Genomic DNA, 17,700 nt, shown 5'->3' with positions numbered 1-17,700 from the left:
ATGAGTGACGATAGCGGAAATTCTGGGGGCAATGATCTTTTCGATCGTGTTAACCCGATCGATATTCAAGAGGAAATGCAATCGAGCTACATCGATTACGCCATGAGTGTGATCGTTGGGCGTGCTCTCCCCGAAGTACGTGACGGTATGAAACCCGTCCACCGTCGCATCATCTACGCGATGTTCGACAATGGTTACCGCCCTGAGCGCAGTTATGTGAAGTCTGCTCGCCCGGTCGCAGACACCATGGGTCACTTCCACCCGCACGGCGATACTGCTATTTACGACACGTTGGTTCGTATGGCGCAGCCGTGGTCAATGCGGTACCCCTTGGTTGATGGGCAGGGTAACTTCGGTTCCCGCGGTAATGATGGCCCTGCTGCTATGCGTTACACGGAGTGCCGCCTCACGCCGTTGGCGATGGAGATGGTGCGCGATATCCGCGAAAATACCGTGGATTTTGAGCCCAACTATGATGGCAAAACGCTGGAACCCACGATTCTTCCGTCGCGTGTGCCGAACCTGTTGATGAATGGTTCCGGCGGTATTGCTGTCGGTATGGCGACGAATATCCCGCCGCATAATCTCACAGAGTTGGCTCATGCGATTTTCTGGTGTCTTGATAATTATGATGCCGACGAAGCCACCACGCTGAAGGCTGTCATGGAGCGGGTGAAGGGCCCAGACTTCCCCACTGCCGGGTTGATCGTCGGTGATAAGGGCATTAAGGATGCGTATACGACGGGCCGCGGTTCTATCAAGATGCGGGGTGTGACCTCGATTGAGGAGGAGCACGGCCGCACTATCATTGTCATCACCGAGCTTCCGTACCAGGTTAACCCGGATAACCTGGTCTCTAGCATTGCGGAGCAGGTTCGTGATGGCAAGATTGCGGGCATCTCGAAGATCGACGACGAGTCATCCGACCGTATTGGTATGCGGATCGTCGTCACCTTGAAGCGTGATGCTGTTCCGCGGGTGGTGCTTAACAACTTGTACAAGCACTCCCAACTGCAAACAAGCTTCGGCGCGAACATGCTGTCCATTGTGGATGGTGTTCCCCGCACGTTGCGCCTGGACCAGTTGTTGCGTCTGTATGTGGATCATCAGATCGACGTTATTGTTCGTCGTACTCAGTTCCGCTTGGATGAGGCAGAAAAGCGTGCTCATATCTTGCGCGGGTTGGTCAAGGCGCTGGATATGTTGGATGAGGTTATTGCGTTGATCCGCGCCTCGGACACTCCTGAGGTTGCGCGGACTGGTCTCATGGATCTTCTGGATATCGATGATATTCAGGCTGATGCTATTTTGCGGATGCGTCTGCGGCAGCTGGCTGCCCTGGAGCGTCAGAAGATTATTGATGAGTTGAAGGAACTTGAGCTCACCATTGCTGATCTCAAGGACATTCTGGCCCGCCCGGAGCGTCAGCGTCAGATTGTTCGCGATGAGCTCGAGGAGATCGTCAATAATTATGGCGATGAGCGTCGCACGCAGATCATTGCCGCCACTGGCGATGTGTCTGAGGAAGACCTTATCGCGCGGGAAAATGTGGTTGCTACTATCACGTCCACGGGGTACGCCAAGCGGACGAAGGTGGATCTGTATCGTAACCAGAAACGTGGTGGCAAGGGTGTTCGTGGTGCTGAGCTGAAGCAGGATGATGTTGTCCGCCACTTCTTTGTGACCTCGACGCATGACTGGATTTTGTTCTTCACGAACTTCGGGCGTGTGTACCGTTTGAAGGCGTACGAGTTGCCGGAGGCTTCACGAACCGCGCGTGGGCAGCATGTTGCTAATTTGTTGGAGTTCCAGCCGGGTGAGCACATTGCTCAGGTTATCCAGCTGCATACCTATGAGGATGCCCCGTATCTGGTTCTGGCTACGAAGCAGGGGCGTGTCAAGAAGTCGAAGCTCACTGACTACGATTCCGCTCGGTCTGGCGGGCTTATCGCCATTAATCTCAATGAGGGGGATTCTCTCATTGGGGCGCAGTTGTGTTCTGCCGAGGATGATCTTCTGTTGGTCTCCGAGGAGGGGCAGGCGATGCGTTTCACTGCCGACGATGATACTTTGCGTCCGATGGGCCGGGCGACTGCTGGTGTTAAGGGCATGCGTTTCCGCAGCGATGATTCCCTTCTCGCTCTGACCGTCGTCCGTGAGGATTCCTATCTGATGGTCGCTACGTCGGGTGGTTATGCCAAGCGGACGAAGATGGAAGAGTACCCGGCCAAGGGCCGTGGCGGGTTGGGCGTTGTGACGTTCAAGTACAACCAGAAGCGCGGGAAGCTCATTGGGGCGCTCGTGGTTGATCAGGATGATGAGATCTTCTGCATCACGACCGATGGCTCCGTTGTTCGGTCGAGTGTGAAGGATATCCGGCCCAGTTCGCGCCAGACGATGGGCGTTCGGCTGGTGCATTTGGACACGAGCTCCGAGCTGCTTGCTATCGACCGCAATGTGGAGGATGAAGGCGAGGAGAACGCGGCGAAGACCGCGGAGCGGGGCAACGCCCCTACTGATCCGGCCGAGTCTGGAGGAAGAAACTCTGATGACGGTGACGATGCTAAGGGCGGGGAGTAATGACGGTTCCCAGCGCGCCGAGTGCGCGTGGCGGTGAACGCGTTGTGGAGATCACCCATATTGATGTGACACGAGCTGCCCGCCTGTCAGGTGCTGTGAGCGTGGTTGTCGCCATCGTGTGGGTGATTGCTGCCCTCCTCGTGTTCGGCGTGGTGGGCTTGATGGGCGCGTGGGGCAATATGAATGATGCTCTTCATGACGTGACCGGTGTATCTATTCCTGCTGTTGCGATGATCGCGATGATTATCGCGGTGGCGGCCTTCGAGGCTGTGATTGGTACAGCTTTGGGGGTGGTGGGTGCTGCGATTTATAACGGTTTGACGCGTGTGGGTTCGGTTGGCGGGGTGACTGTTGTGGTTCGTGATTGCTCCGGGGAGATGTCGGTGTGAGTGTGGCGTGCGGCGTAGGGGTTTCCTACGATCTACTCGTGTTGTGACCTGGGGATTTGGCAAACCCCATTTTCGGCGGTAGAGTTCTGCACGGTTCATGGGCCTATAGCTCAGGCGGTTAGAGCACTTCGCTGATAACGAAGGGGTCGGAGGTTCAAGTCCTCCTAGGCCCACCACGAATGCCACGTGTCGTGGTGTTCGGGGTGGTTGAACCCCACGAGGGGCGTTAGCTCAATTGGTAGAGCACTTGCTTTGCAAGCAAGAGGTCACGAGTTCGATTCTCGTACGCTCCACATCGTATCCCCGGCCAGTTCCCCTGGCCGGGGTTTTCGCATGTCACCCTATTTTTTATTGACGCGGAAAGCCGCCGAGGTTAAAGGTGCCACGATGCATCTATCTCCCGAAGGCCTAAACCCCTATCACCTCACCGATTAGCCCCCCTTTTTTGAGGGGTATCGCATCCGATACGGGAAACACGAAGTTAGACGGAACGCGTCCGCTCCTTGTTAAGCTAAAGGCACACACATCCGATCGCCCGGTGACAAAGAACCATCCCCATGAAACTTAAAGCGAGGTGCACGTAATGACCATCCACGTCAAAGTAATCGCCACCTTTTTCTTTGGGGTGTTCTTTTCAATCATGTTAGCGGCGAGATACGATTCTTTGATTACGGGTGTTGGCTTCCTTGCCGCAGTGACCACCGTTTGTTTTGTGCTCAATCGGATGATCACAAAGTCAGACTAATCCACATCTTAAGTACTACCGAGAAGAATAATTCCTGGACCTCTGCGCACATCTACCCAGAACTCCTCTAGCTAGAGGAGTTCTGGGTTTGGTTGGAATGGTGTAACCATGCGCAGTTACAGGGGGCATACCTAAATCAGTCAGACGCACCAGAATTTGTACGTGTCAGCCTGGGCCCCATGTCCTCCCAGGAAATAGTTGCGAGTACGCAGTGGTTGAAGAATAAGTAGATGGGATCCCCTATGCAATTTAAAACTGGTATATCTTTGAGTGGAGAAACATTTCCCTTGGACTGCGGTCAAGAGTTTGATGAAATCGGTCTTATTCGGTCGGAATACTTATTTAGATCTGCTGGTCGTTTCCCATCCGGTGATTCTTGCAAATCACTAGTTACTCCTTATCTGGATGCAATTTCACGCAGTTTTTCAAAGGCGGTGTGGTATCGCACTCTCGAAGTGGACACTGCTGAAGCAAATGTCCTGGATGGTTGTGATCACATATTAGTTGAGGATGATCGGCTACGAGGAATTCGGGGGATACGTCGCTCGATCATCTACCCGGATCCTTTCATCGCTGAGCTGCAGGCGGTCAATGCTTCAACAGTCGAAAACATCGGTATTATTGTTCCATTCGTATCTACTATAAAAGAGATTGAATGGGCAGCGAAGGTCATTAAAACCATAGTTCCAAGGGCACGTCTCGCATGCATGGTAGAGATTCCATCCTTAATACCGGTGATCCCCACTCTTCGTAATCTTGGCTTTGAGCGGGTTGTTGTCGGCTGTAACGACTTGGGATCACTATGTATGGGGACCACTAGAAAGGCCCAGACCAGCTCAGGGATCCCTTTCGAATTTCGAAAAATATTAGACCATATCGCCGACACCTCTGCGCGCAATGGACTAGAATGTGTCGCAGCAGGATACCTCACTGCAGAAATGATAGATCATTTTCATAGGTCTGGTTTTTCCGGAAGTACTGTACACTACAGTGACCTACCGGGCGTCTTCAATATTTCCCCTGACAAACTCCCAGAGATCAAGCATCTAAGTTTGGTTAAAGAGAAGACTCGAGAGGCAATAAAGCACTTTAACCACGCCAACGGAGTCCACCAGGTTATTTACTGAGCTATATGGATCTAATTTTCTCAGCTCGTGCGTTCGTGGGCTCCGCATTCCTTATGGTTAATCGACTGAAGAGGGTGTCTTCGCCTCGGCTTTTAATGTCTAGCTTTATTTTATGCATTATTTCGTATTTTGCGATGCTGCTTGCCAAATCCATTTACCTCTCGATGGTTGTGCGCTTTATATGTGGTGCTGCCTGTGCTCTGATTTCATGCTCTCTATATAGGTTGTTCGCACTAGTGGAGTCCTTTGAATAGACCGCTCCTCCTCAAGGAGCTTCACCGAAAGTCCCCTTGTTGACGATCTCGTCAACAAGGGCGTAAAGATCAGTCAATGATCGCGCGCACCGGCCCATTGATGTCACCACAGGCTGGACTCCTGCGCGGACATATCGCATCGCTTCTTCAAGGCCAGGACACTCCCTGGAACCACCACTGGCCTTATCCGTGTAGTCAGTGAAGACCTTCTCCGCTTTGAGTTGTTCGATCTGGCGATCAAGGTTTTGGTCTTTCGAACTCACTCGGGCGTAACCCACTTTCTGGCCGGAAATCACACCCAACTGCTCGGTGATCTCTAGAGGTAGTGACGGTTCTGCTAATGAGGTCGATGGCCTTGTCGTCCACATCAAATCACTAGTCCAGCAAGCACGAACGGCAGCCAAGGAGGCTGCCGACCAGCGCCTAGCCCAGGAAACGGCGTACCTCAAAGCCCAAGCTCTCCAAGCTCGCGAAGTCCAAGATGCCCGCAATGCCGCCCAGAATCAAGAGCGCACCCGCCGCGATCAACTCACCGCTGACATGCGCGCCCTCGGAGCCAACACACTAGTCAACGGAGAGGCGTCAGCAGGGCCTACTCCAGGTTTCTCTGGCGATATCAGACAACTTCGCCAATCGACCATCGCAGCAGCAACAGTCGGCGGACCAGCCATATCAGCAGCAGCGAAAACAGCTCTGGCAAGTGGACGCGATGCTGACCTCAAAAAATTCGCTACCGATGGTTACCGAGCAGCTGCGAGCATGGATGAACGCGCCCAGCTCGACCAATGGTGGACAACACATTCGAATGAAGATGTTCGTTTCGATTCCGGTTATTACGCCAATGCGGCAGAAGATGTCGTTCACTGGTTTGCCACCGACGGTGTCGAGTAGATCCGCAAGCCAGCCCTCGATCTCGTCTTGGACCTCATTGGTGTCACGGATGTTCTTGACTGTATGAAGGGGCAAATATCCGGGTGCCTGATGACCGCGATCGGCCTAGTTCCATGGACAAAGCTAGGCAAGGTTGCTCTGGCTATGCCAGCTATCCACAAACTTGCAGGAAAAACTGGTCCCATCCGTGAGGCGCTCAAGAAACGCTCGGGGGCACTCGGAAATAAACTGGACAACGCCCGCAATACTCCTGCGTGCCCAGTCACTTTTAGAGCAAGCTACTTTGCGCAGAAGCCTGTCTTCACTTTCGGGATTCACCGGTCGGGTAATGCAGGAAGCGAGCCACGATACCTTGTCGCTAGCACTCGAAAGTGTAGAATACCGTCTGTCCAAGAAGCGCCTTTCAGAGGTGGAAACTATAATCACTTAGGAACTCGCTTTTGGAAAACCACCGATGATGTATCCGACTTAGAACGCCACCATATTCTTTCCCGTGCTGTTATCAAAGAAAATCCGGGTGGAAAAATCCCCGAAAAAATGAACCCGAATAATGCACCATCCATTCAAATGACCCCTGAAGATCATCGTCTAACTTTATCGTGGGGCGGAAAGCCTAAAGCAGTCGCTTATCGTGAACATCAGGCACAACTAGTCCGGGAGGGTAGGATTGATGAAGTGTTCCAGATGGAAATTGCCTCTACTCGTGAAAAGTTTGGCGACAAATACGATCAGGCCTTAAGCGAGATGGTGCAAGATGCAAAGAAGCGTGGATTCATCACCGACGCTGTTCAGGTTTAACAAGAATAATTATTCAATCAGTAGGAAATCATTGTGAATTTTGGAATCACGCCCATTTCACCTCTTCAAATAGGCGTCACTGCTGAAAGCTATGCAAACATATTGAAAGACTACAAATATAACCCAGAATCAGCATGGCCTTCCCTTTCAGGAAAGATAAAAATTGATGAGAAATACCGTCTTGTTACTTTTAGCTTGTCAGACGGAATTGTGACAGGTATCGAAATCTGCGAAATCGAAAAAGAAGATAGCTTCTGCGGCATTTCGATGCGTAACCGACCAAAGAAGTTTCAAAAACTCCTGGCCAAAGCTGGGTTTAACTCCAACATCGACTATAGCGGACTCGATCTCACAGATCATCCGGTCGGGTTCTTCATTGCAGGGGGATGGATTGCTTCCATCTGCTGGAAGTAGATCACACCAGCCCACATTCGCCGCTAATCAATATATTTGATCAAAGGATCAACGATGGACCTTTCCCCCACTTTCATCCTGCCCGTCACGTTAGGCGGAACAGTAAAAGAAGTCTCAGCACAATGCTACGAAGCTGAAATCAATGAATTTGAAGAGCTCGACGGCTTCATCGACATTGAAGAACTCGAGCCTGGCGACGACGGCAGACAGATCATCTGTCGCATCGAGGACGATCGCTGCGTTACCATAACAATGATCTACCCAGAATTCCCCATCACCGATACTTTCCTCGGGATAGATCTCAATAGTGGCCCAGGGGCAGAAGAGCGATTTGTTGAAAAGTTACGCGCACAAGGAATATCTGCCATCACCCAATTCGACGGAATCGTACTGCCAGACCATTTCATGATGATCGAGCTTGGCGAATCCATCACGTGGTGGGATGCACACTATTGGGGAAAAGACGGCTTCCACGAAGAAGCCATCGCACTACAATAAACCACCAAGAGAACCTCACACACCCGCTCGCCAGCAAAAGCGCAGGCAATCACCTCCACCTGACGCTTCCGGCTGACCGAGGCTTCACACTCCGCTACCCAACCCAATAACCCCAGCATTAGTTTGGCGATCGTCCGGAGCTACCCGACATTGACACGAACTCGCCGCACAAGTAGCTCATGCTCCCTGGCCGGGGTTTTCGCATCTCACCCTATTGTTTATTGACGCAAAGAGCCGTGGGTAGAGACCGAAATGGAGATTTCTCAAGAGCAAGTACCATTCTCGATATTGACGAAGAATACCGACGACAAAATAACCTCGTGTGGCATCACCACGACGAAACCGAACGTATGCAGTTGATCCCACACGACCTCCACAAGGTTGTTCGACACTCCGGTGGTTGGGCCAACTGGGGCCGAAATACGTAAAGCATATACAAGGACAAGGTAATGAAGCTGTCACACATTGAATTCACCCATCAGGGAAAACCCTGCGGTAGTCTCCGAATCCGTTCCATCGAGGAGAAGATTGGGCGCACGCTTCCTGCGGACTACAAGACGTTTATAAAGATGACGGGAGGCGGCACCCTCAGCCTAAAAAACTTCGTTCTCACGGTTGCGCCTCTTCCTGATGGTGAACAACTCGACGTCAACGTTGAACAGATTTTCGGCAATGGTCACTCCCCAGAAGATGGTAACGACCTGGCGGACTACGCCAGCTATCTCGCCGATGAATGGGAAATCCCTGATGAAGTTCTTCTTATTGGGCATTCCGAAGCGGGCATGCACGAAAGCTTTGTGATTAACTACGACCTCACAACCTTCCCCCTGCATTCTGTTCTCTATCTTGACAACGATGAACCGGAGCAATTCATTCTCGTAGCTGAGTCTTTCGGAGAGTTTCTCCACAAGCTAGCACCCTCGCCTGATTACGACCCAGAAACAGCGGGGCAAGAAGCACTTAACGACAAAACCCGACAAGACATTACTCGTGCTCGTAGAGGAGCCTTGTCACCGCAGCTAAAAGAATCGATCACTGCGACAGGTATTGCTGATTACGAACAGATCGTTCGCCGTGCTGCATACAACTTGGCCATAACTGAGGGTGGCTTCGGAGTGTGGGGCAGCAATGCCGCTTGGCTGGAGCTCGTTGATGTCGTGTATTGGGCAGCTCAACAGGTGCACCCGTCTCCCAGCCTTGAATCTTTCAAGGGGCCGTTGTGGGAAGATACTCCATGGGACGGCAATGAATACCAATTCCCCTCACTCATTAAGCGTTCATTCCTTATGGAGGATGACCATACTGGAATCACGTGTAGCGAAGCTATGCTTGAAATCTGGTGGAAGAGACGAATGAAGGCAGGCGTGCTTGCCGAGACGTCTGACGGTTTCAAGTTGAAAGATTCCTACATTGCAACAGTTCTCGAAACTCTGCGGTAGGCTTTCCTATCCGGTGGTACACGTCCGGGGGAAGATGGACTTCACTTTCCGGAACCTGTCACCGCTCAAGATTAATGTCAGATCACATGGCAGATACTTTCTGCTCATCTGTTAGAACCCGCCGCGCGCCCCTTATTCACATCGCCCCTCTTTCGCCCGGGCAATCCTTTCTGTCTGGTGCTCCCGGATGATAAGGCGTTCAAAATGTGCGACTGAGTTCAGCAAAGGCTCAGGATCAACTTGGTGATCGGCGTGGGGTCCTTGGAATAGGTTTGTCCCTCCTTGACGAGGCTCCTTTGCTAACAGGCGCATCAACGAATGGATTCGTACGTCACATAGAATGTCAGCCGGCGTGACCTTACCAGTATTCGTTCGCAACATTATTCATTACCTTGAGGGCACGGAAAACGCTCCGGTCTCTGATGAGAATCTCTGCGAAAACAACCGAGCTTCTAGTGTGAATCGTGGAGAGAATCAACGCACGCTAGTTAATGAAAGCTAAGTCGCAGCAGCGGTGTAAGTGATCTCCCGGGAAGCGTGCCATCAGCCCGCCTGAGCTGGGGAAAACATGAGCGCTACGATTAACGCGAAGCCTCATACCGCTGAGGAAAACCTCATCAAACAAGGCCATAACAGGGCGACTACTGGTTGTCACACGGCAGTTGGGTGCGGATGAAGTATTTGCCGTCCTCACCACACAAGAACCTGATCCAGAAGAGAAGAAATACGACGAAACACTATCCGCCTTGTTGGCTGAAAATAACCCGGCCATTGTTGTCAGAGAGATCCTCGCCAACAACAGCGAACCTGCCTCTAGTGAGCTGGCGTACAGCGTTGCAGCTACGGAAAGTGTAGAGATGACGAGGCTGATTCCACCCCACCGCAGGCGGCATCGGAAGCAATTCGCTCACCAATCAGCCTGTCTAACACACTTCACAGCACGTGTCAGTTACAAACTAGGGGTGGTCGCGCTTACTTCTACTTTGTAAAGCAACTATAGATTCAGAAAAAGACAGCTCTGGATGTTCATGACGAAACTGCTTTAAATCATCTACAGGTGGGGCCGGTACACCAGATTCGGCGATCTCATCAAAAGCAGAATGGCGTGTCAAGGATTGGAAACCCCAGATGCTAATTAAGGCAGCTACTGCGGCGACTAAATACTGGCCAGAAATAAGAGCCAATACCGAAGCCACGATTAATACAAAGGATCCAAATATTACCATCAGCTTAATCATAAGAAGACCTCATGGAAATGTAACGTGTGTCATCATTGAAAACAGGCCGCTTTAACGCCCGCATATCCTGTCAGCTCTGCAGCAAGCGCGCCAAGCGCTCCACCGGCAGCAATCATCTTTTCATAGCTGAAGCTGGCTCCCCACATAACTTGTACCGCTTCTTTGACACCACCCAGCGAATGTATATACTTTTTGATTTTGAGCAGTTTACCTGCCGCTACTAAGTTTCCCCCGACCAGGGCCACAATGGCACCAGTACATGCCAACTTGTTTGCATAAGGGACTATGTCGGTTCGATCCGGAGTTCTTAGTAATGAATTTTGACGGAGCCAGTTTTTAGTAGCATCATCGCCTTTCAGTAAGACTTCATCCGGGATGGACATAATAATATCCAGACCCTTTTCGAACTCATCCGCTTCGCTTTGTAAATTAGGATCCAATCCTTTGCCAGAAAAATTAGACGAAGAAACAGAATTGGGAGAAGTGAGAGGTGTAGCAGCAAAGCTTCCAGGCGCAGAAACTATTGACACACCCAAAGCAAGGGTAACGACACCAGAAATATATTTGACACTGCAAAATGCCATTATAAGCACTTTTAAAAAAGTTGGCAGTTCCTTCTACACTATAGAGGATTTTTTAATTTTCTCCAAATCGCCAGCAGATGTGGCCACCTATGTTCCCAACACCAGGTTTAGTCCACGAAGGCAAAATCTCCACATCACGGTGTTAAAGTGCCGAGTAGCTTGACGCAGATACGCCATATCTCCTTCGGCAGCCGCTCCACCGACATCGACGAGGTCGAGCTTGTATGTCAGAGTAGCAACGAAGTCAAAGTAAAAGTCAAAATCGCGAGGGCGTAACTTTTCATGCTATTCGTCAACGGTGATGTCGGCAATCAAATGGCTGAGTTGTGCTGAGAGGATTCTCTTTAACGGTGAACGAATCATATTTGGTACCAAGTTTATGAATGCCATCCTTAATTCTGCACTCGGCAGGCTTGATACACCTCAATATCGCGTTGAGTAGGTGGTTCCCACCTTTGTTTTCAATACGCGTGACTAGTGACGGCCATCGCTGACTGTTTGAGTGGTAAAACCACCATCAACAAGGACCTTCCCCTGACCCTACTTTCAGCACCCTGATAGCTACCAAGTTCTCCATACAGAAAGAAGCGAAAGCCGTGGCCACTTTCACTACCCCCAATCCTCATTCTCGGAACTCACATCAGAGGCAACCCAGTAGGCTTCAAGAGAACCTCCTTCTCCCCTACCTGGGAGAATTTCTGCAAGCACCATAGGTTCGCGAGTATCGATACCCAACCAACTAAAGGTTCGCTCCCAGATACTCGCCCCTCAAGATCGGCGAATGTCACCAACCGATTTTCATTCCGCCGGCGAGGATCTGCCCGAGGTCCCTAGACTGGCCGGTCACAGGAGCGTCGATACCCGCCGTTCCACTATCTCTCGAGAGCATAGGTGCATGACCAGCCATCACCACAGCACCCACCCTTGCACGTCACAACGAGAAAAACTCGCCTGAGAAAATTTCCTCAAGACTCCTCGCCTTCCACTTATTCCGTGATATATTGCATTCCTATAGGAACATAAAGGTTTCAGAAGGCATCCCATAGGGAGGAAGGTCCACACTAGGCGGATTATCAGCAAAGCAACGGTGACACTAGCTTTTATTTTTTCTATCGTCATTAGCTTGGCATCAACTGCGGAGGCGACTCCGATTGACAACGACGGATCGAGTTCAAAACCAGATTCCCGACTGGCTGTTGATTTCTACGGCCAGCAGGTCAATAGCAAAGTGGCTGCACATCTCGAAAATGTAGGTCCGAGAGAATGGGCTCGATCTTGAAGAGGAAATCTATACTTCAACCTTTGACCCGCGCCGTCATGGTTATAGGTCGACTGTCCTCGGGTATTACAGTGCAGTAGTTACTTTCCATATCAAGAATTATGGCTAAGGCGATTCAGTCTCGAAAAATAGATGAACCCTAGGAAAGAAAGCTTAAGAATGAGCGCAGCCAAAGGTGCTGGGATCCTCGTCCTTATGGGAATAATCTGCCATGCGGTCGCATTTGGTGCTACAGCACTGATTCATGACAGCGATATTGACGTCAGTTTCATACCACTTTTGTTTCGATCCTTATTCGTCATCGGTTCGGGACTAATATTTGCTGCTTTATGGACTCCGGCATTAGTTAAAACCTCTCGACGTATCCTTGCTGTCCTTGTGGCTCCTGCCGGTACAGCCGCAGCGTTATGCTTTTTCATGATGTTCATAGAATCTAACGATCCGGATATTTTCTCACCGTGGCTTCTCGGTTATCCCCTGTTAGGCCTTGCGTTGGGTTCCATGTTCCACCTATCTGTCAGGAGGTAGATCGCAAAACCTAGCCGTGGAACTAAAGGAAAAGTGGTCTTGACCCAGTGAAGAAATTTATTGTTCAATCTATCAACATAAATTTCCTTTACTATTTGCTAAGATGTGTCGCATTCTAGAATGAGGGTGGGTTTCAAGTTGATTATTGAGAAGATAGAAATAGTCGACAGCGGCCAGACATGGTCATCACACACCTGGAGTCCAACGATCGGGCGAAAGGTTTCACCTCAATTCGTTCATGATATTGCAGAGCTGTACTACATGAGAGAAGGAAACAAATGATAACAATGACGATTGTCGGTGCACTAGTAATCCTAGCCAGCTTGCAGTACTTTCTTCCTCGATGTGGACCCGACTTTCTTGGTGTGATAATTCCTATTCTGTTTGCGATAGCAGGAGTAATACTGCTGGCAAATACTGGTGTTAGCAGAATTCGAGACATTCTATTACCACTTGCCGGATTCTTCGCCTTGCTTTGCATCTGGGGTGGGCCCTTGAATCGAAAAAATCCAACCCTCGCGAGAAGAATGGGCCAGGTTGGCCGGGAATCAGATAAATCACGGAAATTCAAATGAACATCATGCTCCCTTGTGACACATGCGGTCCGACGGTTACCGGATTATAGCCGTCTTTTCTTCGAAGATCCGAACATTCCTACACTATGTCGTGAGACACATCCGAGGGTAATTCGCATGTGCGTTTTACGCAGTGGAGGTCCACGGATAAGCCCCTCCTATGGGTGGGCCTTCAGCTAGAACAAAGGTCCGGTGCATGTGAGGTAATAGACATTCTAAGCAGCGGGTATTGTCTGAATTGCGACGATGGCGTCAAATTCAACTGCTGATTGCGGATACATTAATCATGTGTTCCGACGTGCATGTCGGAATCTACGGCAATGTCCTCACCAGAAAATTCCGTCACCGCTATTCAACACGACTTGGACAACACTGCCAGGACCTTCCTCCTCAGAGGAGACAAGGCCAAACATATGGGCAAAGTGGTACAAGAAGAACATGCCACTTGCCGACGTCAGAAACACCACCTACCTCACCACCATGAAATTACGCCACAATACAGTTCCCTCATCACGGGGAAATCCACCTAAACCACGAAAAGAAGGTGCATCATTATGAAAACCCTTGACGATCTCGTCGCTAAGTATCCCGGCAACTGGGATAACCGGCTTGCTTGATCTTGTGGCTGAAGTTGTTGAGGATATGGCGTCTTCCGGCGAGGTGGTGCCTGCTCCGTTGGAAAGCCGTAGCTGCTCGGGGAAGTTCAATGTGCGCACGTCTCCGTCGTTGCATCGACGGTTGGTCATCGCTGCCAAGGCGGAGGGCATTTCTTTGAACGCATTGATCAATCAAATACTCGCGTCCGTCTAGCTGGTAGCACCAGAATATGCTGCCACCGAGATCGAGCAACAGCACCCACACCACGACATCAACGAGATCATCAGAGATGCTCGCCAGTATTAACGTGACGGCTGCCGCCGCCCCGTTAGACTATGTGACCATCTACCGCCACCCGGTTTCAACCAATTCCGGTTTTTAGATGCATTGGTTTTGGTTTAGATGATGCAACAACGGCACGAAACCCCTGTTCGGGGCGGGTTCACGCTAATCTGAAAGTGTCATAACCAATAATGGTTTCAGGGTTAAAACAAACATTGGTTAACTGGTCCATATGTGAATAGCACGTAGCCACACTTTTAACACTGCACTTCAGAAGACAAACACTCCCCTGTGATGTAGGAAATAAAAGACTGCCTTCCGGTGGTGCACTACTGGAAGGCAGTTTGAGAGCTACAAATATACTGATTGACAGTTTATTATGTTCACCGCCTGAAAGTGTTGATAGCTTGGAATTTAGATTGGAATCGAAATCAAAAGATTCGCATATTTTTGGCAGCGATATTTCGAGAAGTCACCGAAGCTACTCCAAGCCGCTATTGAGTCCTGAACTGTTAGGCTCCGGCATAGCTGAATTTTTGGTACGTGAGCACTGACGGTGATGAGTTTTGTTTTTCCGGAGTTAAGGTGAGTCGATATTGATCCAGCAGCGGGTCTCTTCTATTCCGGAAATTGCGTTTAATAGGCTTGTTTTCCCTGATCCGTGTGGTCCGCAAATGGCAGTAACTATACCGCTGTGTACTCTCGAGTCTGACACTCTGATATTTGTCCGGTTTTTCTTGACAGACCAAGATTTGATATTTCTATAGTGTATCGTTTACTCATGCATCATGGCGCTGAGTACGTTCCTTTTTTACCGTTTCTGTAATCAGTATGATTGCAGAAACGAGGGTTAGAACTACTCCAACTCCGCTCAGCAGTAGATTACCAAATACGATCACACTGAGAACGAAGATGATTGCTCCGACAGCTATACCGAGAGTTGAAAAGGTCGATATGTTCACACTAGTTCTCCTCCAGGTTAGAAGATAGTACTGCAATGTTATCATATTCCAGGATTTTCTTTGTAAATAGACCGTACCTGGGGTGGCCGCCAGTGCTTCACAAAAGTCGACTGTTGAGCCTGTGAACGGCGCATACACCAGGCAACATACCGAAGATTGGCAATCCACGACGGGTGCACGAAGCCTGCAGAAAATGAATGGTTACCACCTCAACATCGTCAAAGAACGGGATCGTGCACCCGACTGATGTTATTCTCGCTGACCACAGCCCCGTTGATCGCTGCAGCCCTGCCCGATGTACTAACTACCGTTACTGGTTCTCCGCCCTGCTCGCCGTTTCGCCGACAGCTATCGTTGTTGGTGCGACGTCCATCTTTACCATTGACGCAGTGGGCCAACGACCCTGCCAACGCCACCATCGATGACCTTGGTGTTGATCTGTTCCGATGGTCATTGGCAGCCACGCTCCGCCACGCACTGACAGGTGTCAATGCGAACATAGATGTCGGTACATGTGTCACACACAAACAAAGAAAATGCTATACCCCCTAGCACTCTTGTGGTCCGGCAATCCTTACGCAGACAAGGGAAATGTCCCCGGCAGTGACCCGCAACGCACTCAAAGCAATAGACAACGTAACCACATCCTAGAAAGGACACACCATGACCACTGCTATATCACCCGTAACCGTGACCGCCTCCCGGTGGTCTGGCGGTTGGGATTTAGTTCTCAATGACGATCACGCCACCAGTGTGACACACCTAAAAGATGCCGTCACTCAAGTACGTGACTACCTCGATACGGTAGAGCCAGCAGTCGATCACGCCACTGTTCCCGTTCACGTCGAGATGGAATTAGGTGGACTCCAAGACGATATTGCCAACGCGAAAGCAGCCAGCGCACACGCAGCACGTCAACAAGAAATCGCTGCTGCCGAAGTACGGCGGATCGCCCGCGAACTGAGCAGTAAGAAGATCAGCGCCGACGATATAGCGACCCTGCTCGACGTCAGCCGTTCTCGCGCTTATCAGCTACTAACCACAACGCGGGGGCAATAATTCGACATGTAACCACCACATACCCACGAAACGTTCCACTGGGGTATGCTGCAGTCGAACGTTTCGTGGGTACTAGTTATCTACATCGTGTTGCCTTGTTATGTCGCTATAAGGTAGCCAAAGTTTCGTAGCGGAGTGTGGGTAGTTGAATGTGCGGCACTGGGCGCTGTATCCCACATCAGACGACTAAACCGTATTCCTGGCGAGATGTGGGAACCAGTCGCTTACCTCACAGGATTAGACGATGATGATATTTCCATCGACATGAACCCTATCATCTCCGCCAATGTTGTAGAGCTTCGACGCAGAGGCTGAGGAATTGCACATTGAGGCAAAGCGGGAATGTAGGCGCTCTGCCCAGTCCCAACGCGAAGTAGCTCGAGGGCTAAAATAGTGCGGTTATAGGGTATGTGACATGGTCGCAATTTTAGGAATATGTCACTAACGAGCCGCATAACTAGCTGCCAACTAGATAGGATTCACCACTGTTGCGATATACCGGGAAGATATACCACCGGGTGATCTTCACAATATTGAAATGTTGATGTTATTAGAAGCGTCTGAGTCAACGTTGACTATGGTTGCTTGGCTGAGACAAAAAGGGGTGGCGTTTTAACCTCAGTAGAAAGACCCAGAGAGGACATGATTTTGTTTTATTTATCAGATCATGATTGATACTTGAACCCATCGATTATAAATAAGCTTGTTATATGCGCATAAAACATAAATAAACTTGCTTTATGTTTATAATTAACTTTGGCCGATCATATTTAATTGATACTGTTGGAGACACACCGCCGTCACTCGCTGCCGCAGGTAACCTTTGCGATTAGAATGAGCAAGGAATCATCATCTGGCAGGTACCCGCAGTGTCCACGCCTGCCGGCACCCCTCAGAAATACACCACAGAGCGAGGTAGAGCATGAAAAATCAAAGCATCCCTCTCGTATCCTGGATACTTTTAGCTATAGGCCTCGTTTTTATTGGTCTGTTTATAGCCGATAAAGCGGATACTATAATCGGCATTTGCGGCATGGTTCTCTGCACCCTCGCAGTAGCTACGCGGTTACGTCATTCTTCCAAGAAAAAATCCTCTTGAAACTGGACGTGGCGGGGCGTAACAGTGCGATACCGTACCGCCCCGCCACCCTTCATTACAACATTGACGTGTCAATGTTGTTGATAGAAGCGGATGGGTCGACGGTGACCGAGCTTGTCCTCAGAGGTAAGACGTTAAAAGTGCAGACGTCGCGACCTCAACGGTGTAAACCAGAAAACCAACGCACCTAACAAGCAGAATTGGTGTCAACCGGGTGACGGCAAATGGTCACGTGGTTTAAGGAGTAGTGATGGTAGTCGTCACGTCGATGCTGCAGGGTGCCCCGAATAGTATGATGCTGCAGGGTGCCCCGAATAGTATGTGGTTGAGACACCCTTGAGTCCATCACAGTGCACGGAAGC

19 protein-coding genes, 2 tRNA genes and 1 pseudogene are annotated in these 17,700 nt (G+C 50.3%); 17 read left to right on the top strand and 5 right to left on the bottom strand.

The genetic code is table 11. From position 1 onward, the window contains the following. From gyrA to V5S80_RS06915, 6 genes are all read left to right on the top strand, one after another. Complete coding sequence (gene gyrA / locus V5S80_RS06940; protein ID WP_395170031.1) at positions 1-2,580, top strand: DNA gyrase subunit A; 2,580 nt, start codon at positions 1-3, stop codon at positions 2,578-2,580. Continuing rightward, positions 2,580-2,969 carry a DUF3566 domain-containing protein gene (locus V5S80_RS06935; protein WP_395170030.1) on the top strand — a complete coding sequence of 130 codons (390 nt, stop codon included), beginning with the start codon at positions 2,580-2,582 and terminating at the stop codon, positions 2,967-2,969. Before gyrA ends, V5S80_RS06935 begins: the two co-directional genes overlap by 1 nt. 99 nt (positions 2,970-3,068) lie before the next feature. Next, a tRNA-Ile gene (locus V5S80_RS06930) sits at positions 3,069-3,145 on the top strand. A 44-nt stretch (positions 3,146-3,189) separates the two neighbouring features. Beyond that, positions 3,190-3,262 (top strand) — tRNA-Ala (locus V5S80_RS06925). A 290-nt stretch (positions 3,263-3,552) separates the two neighbouring features. Next, positions 3,553-3,714: a hypothetical protein gene (locus V5S80_RS06920; RefSeq protein ID WP_395170029.1), complete on the top strand. Its 162-nt coding sequence runs from the start codon at positions 3,553-3,555 to the stop codon at positions 3,712-3,714. Positions 3,715-3,956: 242 nt separating this feature from the next. Continuing rightward, a complete protein-coding gene (locus V5S80_RS06915; RefSeq protein WP_395170028.1) occupies positions 3,957-4,841 on the top strand; it encodes a putative PEP-binding protein in 885 nt (294 codons plus the stop codon). A 265-nt stretch (positions 4,842-5,106) separates the two neighbouring features. On the opposite strand, the gene V5S80_RS06910 is transcribed toward V5S80_RS06915, so the two are convergent. Next, the gene (locus V5S80_RS06910; RefSeq protein ID WP_395170027.1) at positions 5,107-5,463 is read right to left on the bottom strand and encodes a recombinase family protein; all 357 of its coding nucleotides are present in this window, start codon (positions 5,461-5,463) and stop codon (positions 5,107-5,109) included. On the opposite strand from V5S80_RS06910, the gene V5S80_RS06905 reads away from it, so the two are divergent. The 6 genes from V5S80_RS06905 (at position 5,405) to V5S80_RS06880 (ending at position 9,135) form a co-directional block, all read left to right on the top strand. Beyond that, the gene (locus V5S80_RS06905; protein ID WP_395170026.1) at positions 5,405-5,986 is read left to right on the top strand and encodes a hypothetical protein; all 582 of its coding nucleotides are present in this window, start codon (positions 5,405-5,407) and stop codon (positions 5,984-5,986) included. The genes V5S80_RS06910 and V5S80_RS06905 overlap by 59 nt on opposite strands. A gap of 63 nt (positions 5,987-6,049) precedes the next feature. Continuing rightward, a complete protein-coding gene (locus V5S80_RS06900; protein ID WP_395170025.1) occupies positions 6,050-6,784 on the top strand; it encodes a hypothetical protein in 735 nt (244 codons plus the stop codon). A 33-nt stretch (positions 6,785-6,817) separates the two neighbouring features. Next, a complete protein-coding gene (locus tag V5S80_RS06895) occupies positions 6,818-7,198 on the top strand; it encodes a hypothetical protein (protein WP_395170024.1) in 381 nt (126 codons plus the stop codon). Between the two features lie 54 nt (positions 7,199-7,252). Beyond that, on the top strand, positions 7,253-7,696 hold the full coding sequence (locus V5S80_RS06890; RefSeq protein WP_395170023.1) for a hypothetical protein: 444 nt from the start codon (positions 7,253-7,255) through the stop codon (positions 7,694-7,696). 179 nt (positions 7,697-7,875) lie between these two features. Next, complete coding sequence (locus tag V5S80_RS06885; RefSeq protein ID WP_395170022.1) at positions 7,876-8,124, top strand: HNH endonuclease; 249 nt, start codon at positions 7,876-7,878, stop codon at positions 8,122-8,124. A gap of 21 nt (positions 8,125-8,145) precedes the next feature. Continuing rightward, positions 8,146-9,135: an SMI1/KNR4 family protein gene (locus V5S80_RS06880; RefSeq protein ID WP_395170021.1), complete on the top strand. Its 990-nt coding sequence runs from the start codon at positions 8,146-8,148 to the stop codon at positions 9,133-9,135. 132 nt (positions 9,136-9,267) lie between these two features. Here the strand turns inward: V5S80_RS06880 and V5S80_RS06875 are convergent, their stop codons facing one another. The 3 genes from V5S80_RS06875 to V5S80_RS06865 form a co-directional block, all read right to left on the bottom strand. After that, positions 9,268-9,516 carry a hypothetical protein gene (locus V5S80_RS06875; protein WP_395170020.1) on the bottom strand — a complete coding sequence of 83 codons (249 nt, stop codon included), beginning with the start codon at positions 9,514-9,516 and terminating at the stop codon, positions 9,268-9,270. A 575-nt stretch (positions 9,517-10,091) separates the two neighbouring features. Beyond that, the gene (locus V5S80_RS06870) at positions 10,092-10,373 is read right to left on the bottom strand and encodes a hypothetical protein (RefSeq protein ID WP_395170019.1); all 282 of its coding nucleotides are present in this window, start codon (positions 10,371-10,373) and stop codon (positions 10,092-10,094) included. A gap of 32 nt (positions 10,374-10,405) precedes the next feature. Further along, the gene (locus tag V5S80_RS06865; RefSeq protein WP_395170018.1) at positions 10,406-10,957 is read right to left on the bottom strand and encodes a hypothetical protein; all 552 of its coding nucleotides are present in this window, start codon (positions 10,955-10,957) and stop codon (positions 10,406-10,408) included. A gap of 1,087 nt (positions 10,958-12,044) precedes the next feature. On the opposite strand from V5S80_RS06865, the gene V5S80_RS06860 reads away from it, so the two are divergent. The 3 genes and pseudogenes from V5S80_RS06860 to V5S80_RS06850 form a co-directional block, all read left to right on the top strand. Beyond that, a complete protein-coding gene (locus V5S80_RS06860; RefSeq protein WP_395170017.1) occupies positions 12,045-12,236 on the top strand; it encodes a hypothetical protein in 192 nt (63 codons plus the stop codon). 159 nt (positions 12,237-12,395) lie between these two features. Then, positions 12,396-12,764, top strand: coding sequence for a hypothetical protein (locus V5S80_RS06855; RefSeq protein WP_395170016.1), 369 nt, complete (start codon positions 12,396-12,398; stop codon positions 12,762-12,764). Between the two features lie 1,181 nt (positions 12,765-13,945). Then, a pseudogene (locus V5S80_RS06850) lies at positions 13,946-14,149 on the top strand (toxin-antitoxin system HicB family antitoxin); the annotation flags it as partial. A 649-nt stretch (positions 14,150-14,798) separates the two neighbouring features. On the opposite strand, the gene V5S80_RS06845 reads toward V5S80_RS06850, so the two are convergent. Beyond that, positions 14,799-14,990 carry an AAA family ATPase gene (locus V5S80_RS06845; RefSeq protein WP_395170084.1) on the bottom strand — a complete coding sequence of 64 codons (192 nt, stop codon included), beginning with the start codon at positions 14,988-14,990 and terminating at the stop codon, positions 14,799-14,801. Positions 14,991-15,377: 387 nt separating this feature from the next. Between V5S80_RS06845 and V5S80_RS06840 the strand changes: the two genes are divergently transcribed. Both V5S80_RS06840 and V5S80_RS06835 read left to right on the top strand, forming a co-directional pair. Next, entirely contained in the window at positions 15,378-15,605 is a 228-nt protein-coding gene (locus V5S80_RS06840; RefSeq protein WP_395170015.1) for a hypothetical protein, read from the top strand. A gap of 238 nt (positions 15,606-15,843) precedes the next feature. Further along, the gene (locus tag V5S80_RS06835; protein ID WP_395170014.1) at positions 15,844-16,239 is read left to right on the top strand and encodes an antitoxin HicB; all 396 of its coding nucleotides are present in this window, start codon (positions 15,844-15,846) and stop codon (positions 16,237-16,239) included. Positions 16,240-17,700 lie beyond the last annotated feature (1,461 nt).

Origin of the sequence: Corynebacterium sp. PCR 32 (assembly GCF_037464985.1) — a bacterium.
Lineage (GTDB): Bacteria > Actinomycetota > Actinomycetes > Mycobacteriales > Mycobacteriaceae > Corynebacterium > Corynebacterium kroppenstedtii_D.
This window is presented reverse-complemented; position numbering and strand designations above follow the sequence as displayed.

Excerpts from the sequence above, each read along its gene's own strand:
- V5S80_RS06840 (WP_395170015.1), top strand. The coding sequence starts at position 15,378 with ATGGTTACCACCTCAACATCGTCAAAGAACGGGATCGTGCACCCGACT.
- V5S80_RS06935 (WP_395170030.1), top strand. The coding sequence starts at position 2,580 with ATGACGGTTCCCAGCGCGCCGAGTGCGCGTGGCGGTGAACGCGTTGTG.
- V5S80_RS06855 (WP_395170016.1), top strand. The coding sequence starts at position 12,396 with ATGAGCGCAGCCAAAGGTGCTGGGATCCTCGTCCTTATGGGAATAATC.
- V5S80_RS06835 (WP_395170014.1), top strand. The coding sequence starts at position 15,844 with ATGACCACTGCTATATCACCCGTAACCGTGACCGCCTCCCGGTGGTCT.
- V5S80_RS06865 (WP_395170018.1), bottom strand. The coding sequence starts at position 10,957 with ATGGCATTTTGCAGTGTCAAATATATTTCTGGTGTCGTTACCCTTGCT.
- V5S80_RS06885 (WP_395170022.1), top strand. The coding sequence starts at position 7,876 with ATGCTCCCTGGCCGGGGTTTTCGCATCTCACCCTATTGTTTATTGACG.
- V5S80_RS06880 (WP_395170021.1), top strand. The coding sequence starts at position 8,146 with ATGAAGCTGTCACACATTGAATTCACCCATCAGGGAAAACCCTGCGGT.
- V5S80_RS06910 (WP_395170027.1), bottom strand. The coding sequence starts at position 5,463 with ATGTGGACGACAAGGCCATCGACCTCATTAGCAGAACCGTCACTACCT.
- V5S80_RS06900 (WP_395170025.1), top strand. The coding sequence starts at position 6,050 with ATGAAGGGGCAAATATCCGGGTGCCTGATGACCGCGATCGGCCTAGTT.
- V5S80_RS06920 (WP_395170029.1), top strand. The coding sequence starts at position 3,553 with ATGACCATCCACGTCAAAGTAATCGCCACCTTTTTCTTTGGGGTGTTC.
- V5S80_RS06890 (WP_395170023.1), top strand. The coding sequence starts at position 7,253 with ATGGACCTTTCCCCCACTTTCATCCTGCCCGTCACGTTAGGCGGAACA.
- V5S80_RS06875 (WP_395170020.1), bottom strand. The coding sequence starts at position 9,516 with ATGTTGCGAACGAATACTGGTAAGGTCACGCCGGCTGACATTCTATGT.
- V5S80_RS06915 (WP_395170028.1), top strand. The coding sequence starts at position 3,957 with ATGCAATTTAAAACTGGTATATCTTTGAGTGGAGAAACATTTCCCTTG.
- V5S80_RS06870 (WP_395170019.1), bottom strand. The coding sequence starts at position 10,373 with ATGATTAAGCTGATGGTAATATTTGGATCCTTTGTATTAATCGTGGCT.
- gyrA (WP_395170031.1), top strand. The coding sequence starts at position 1 with ATGAGTGACGATAGCGGAAATTCTGGGGGCAATGATCTTTTCGATCGT.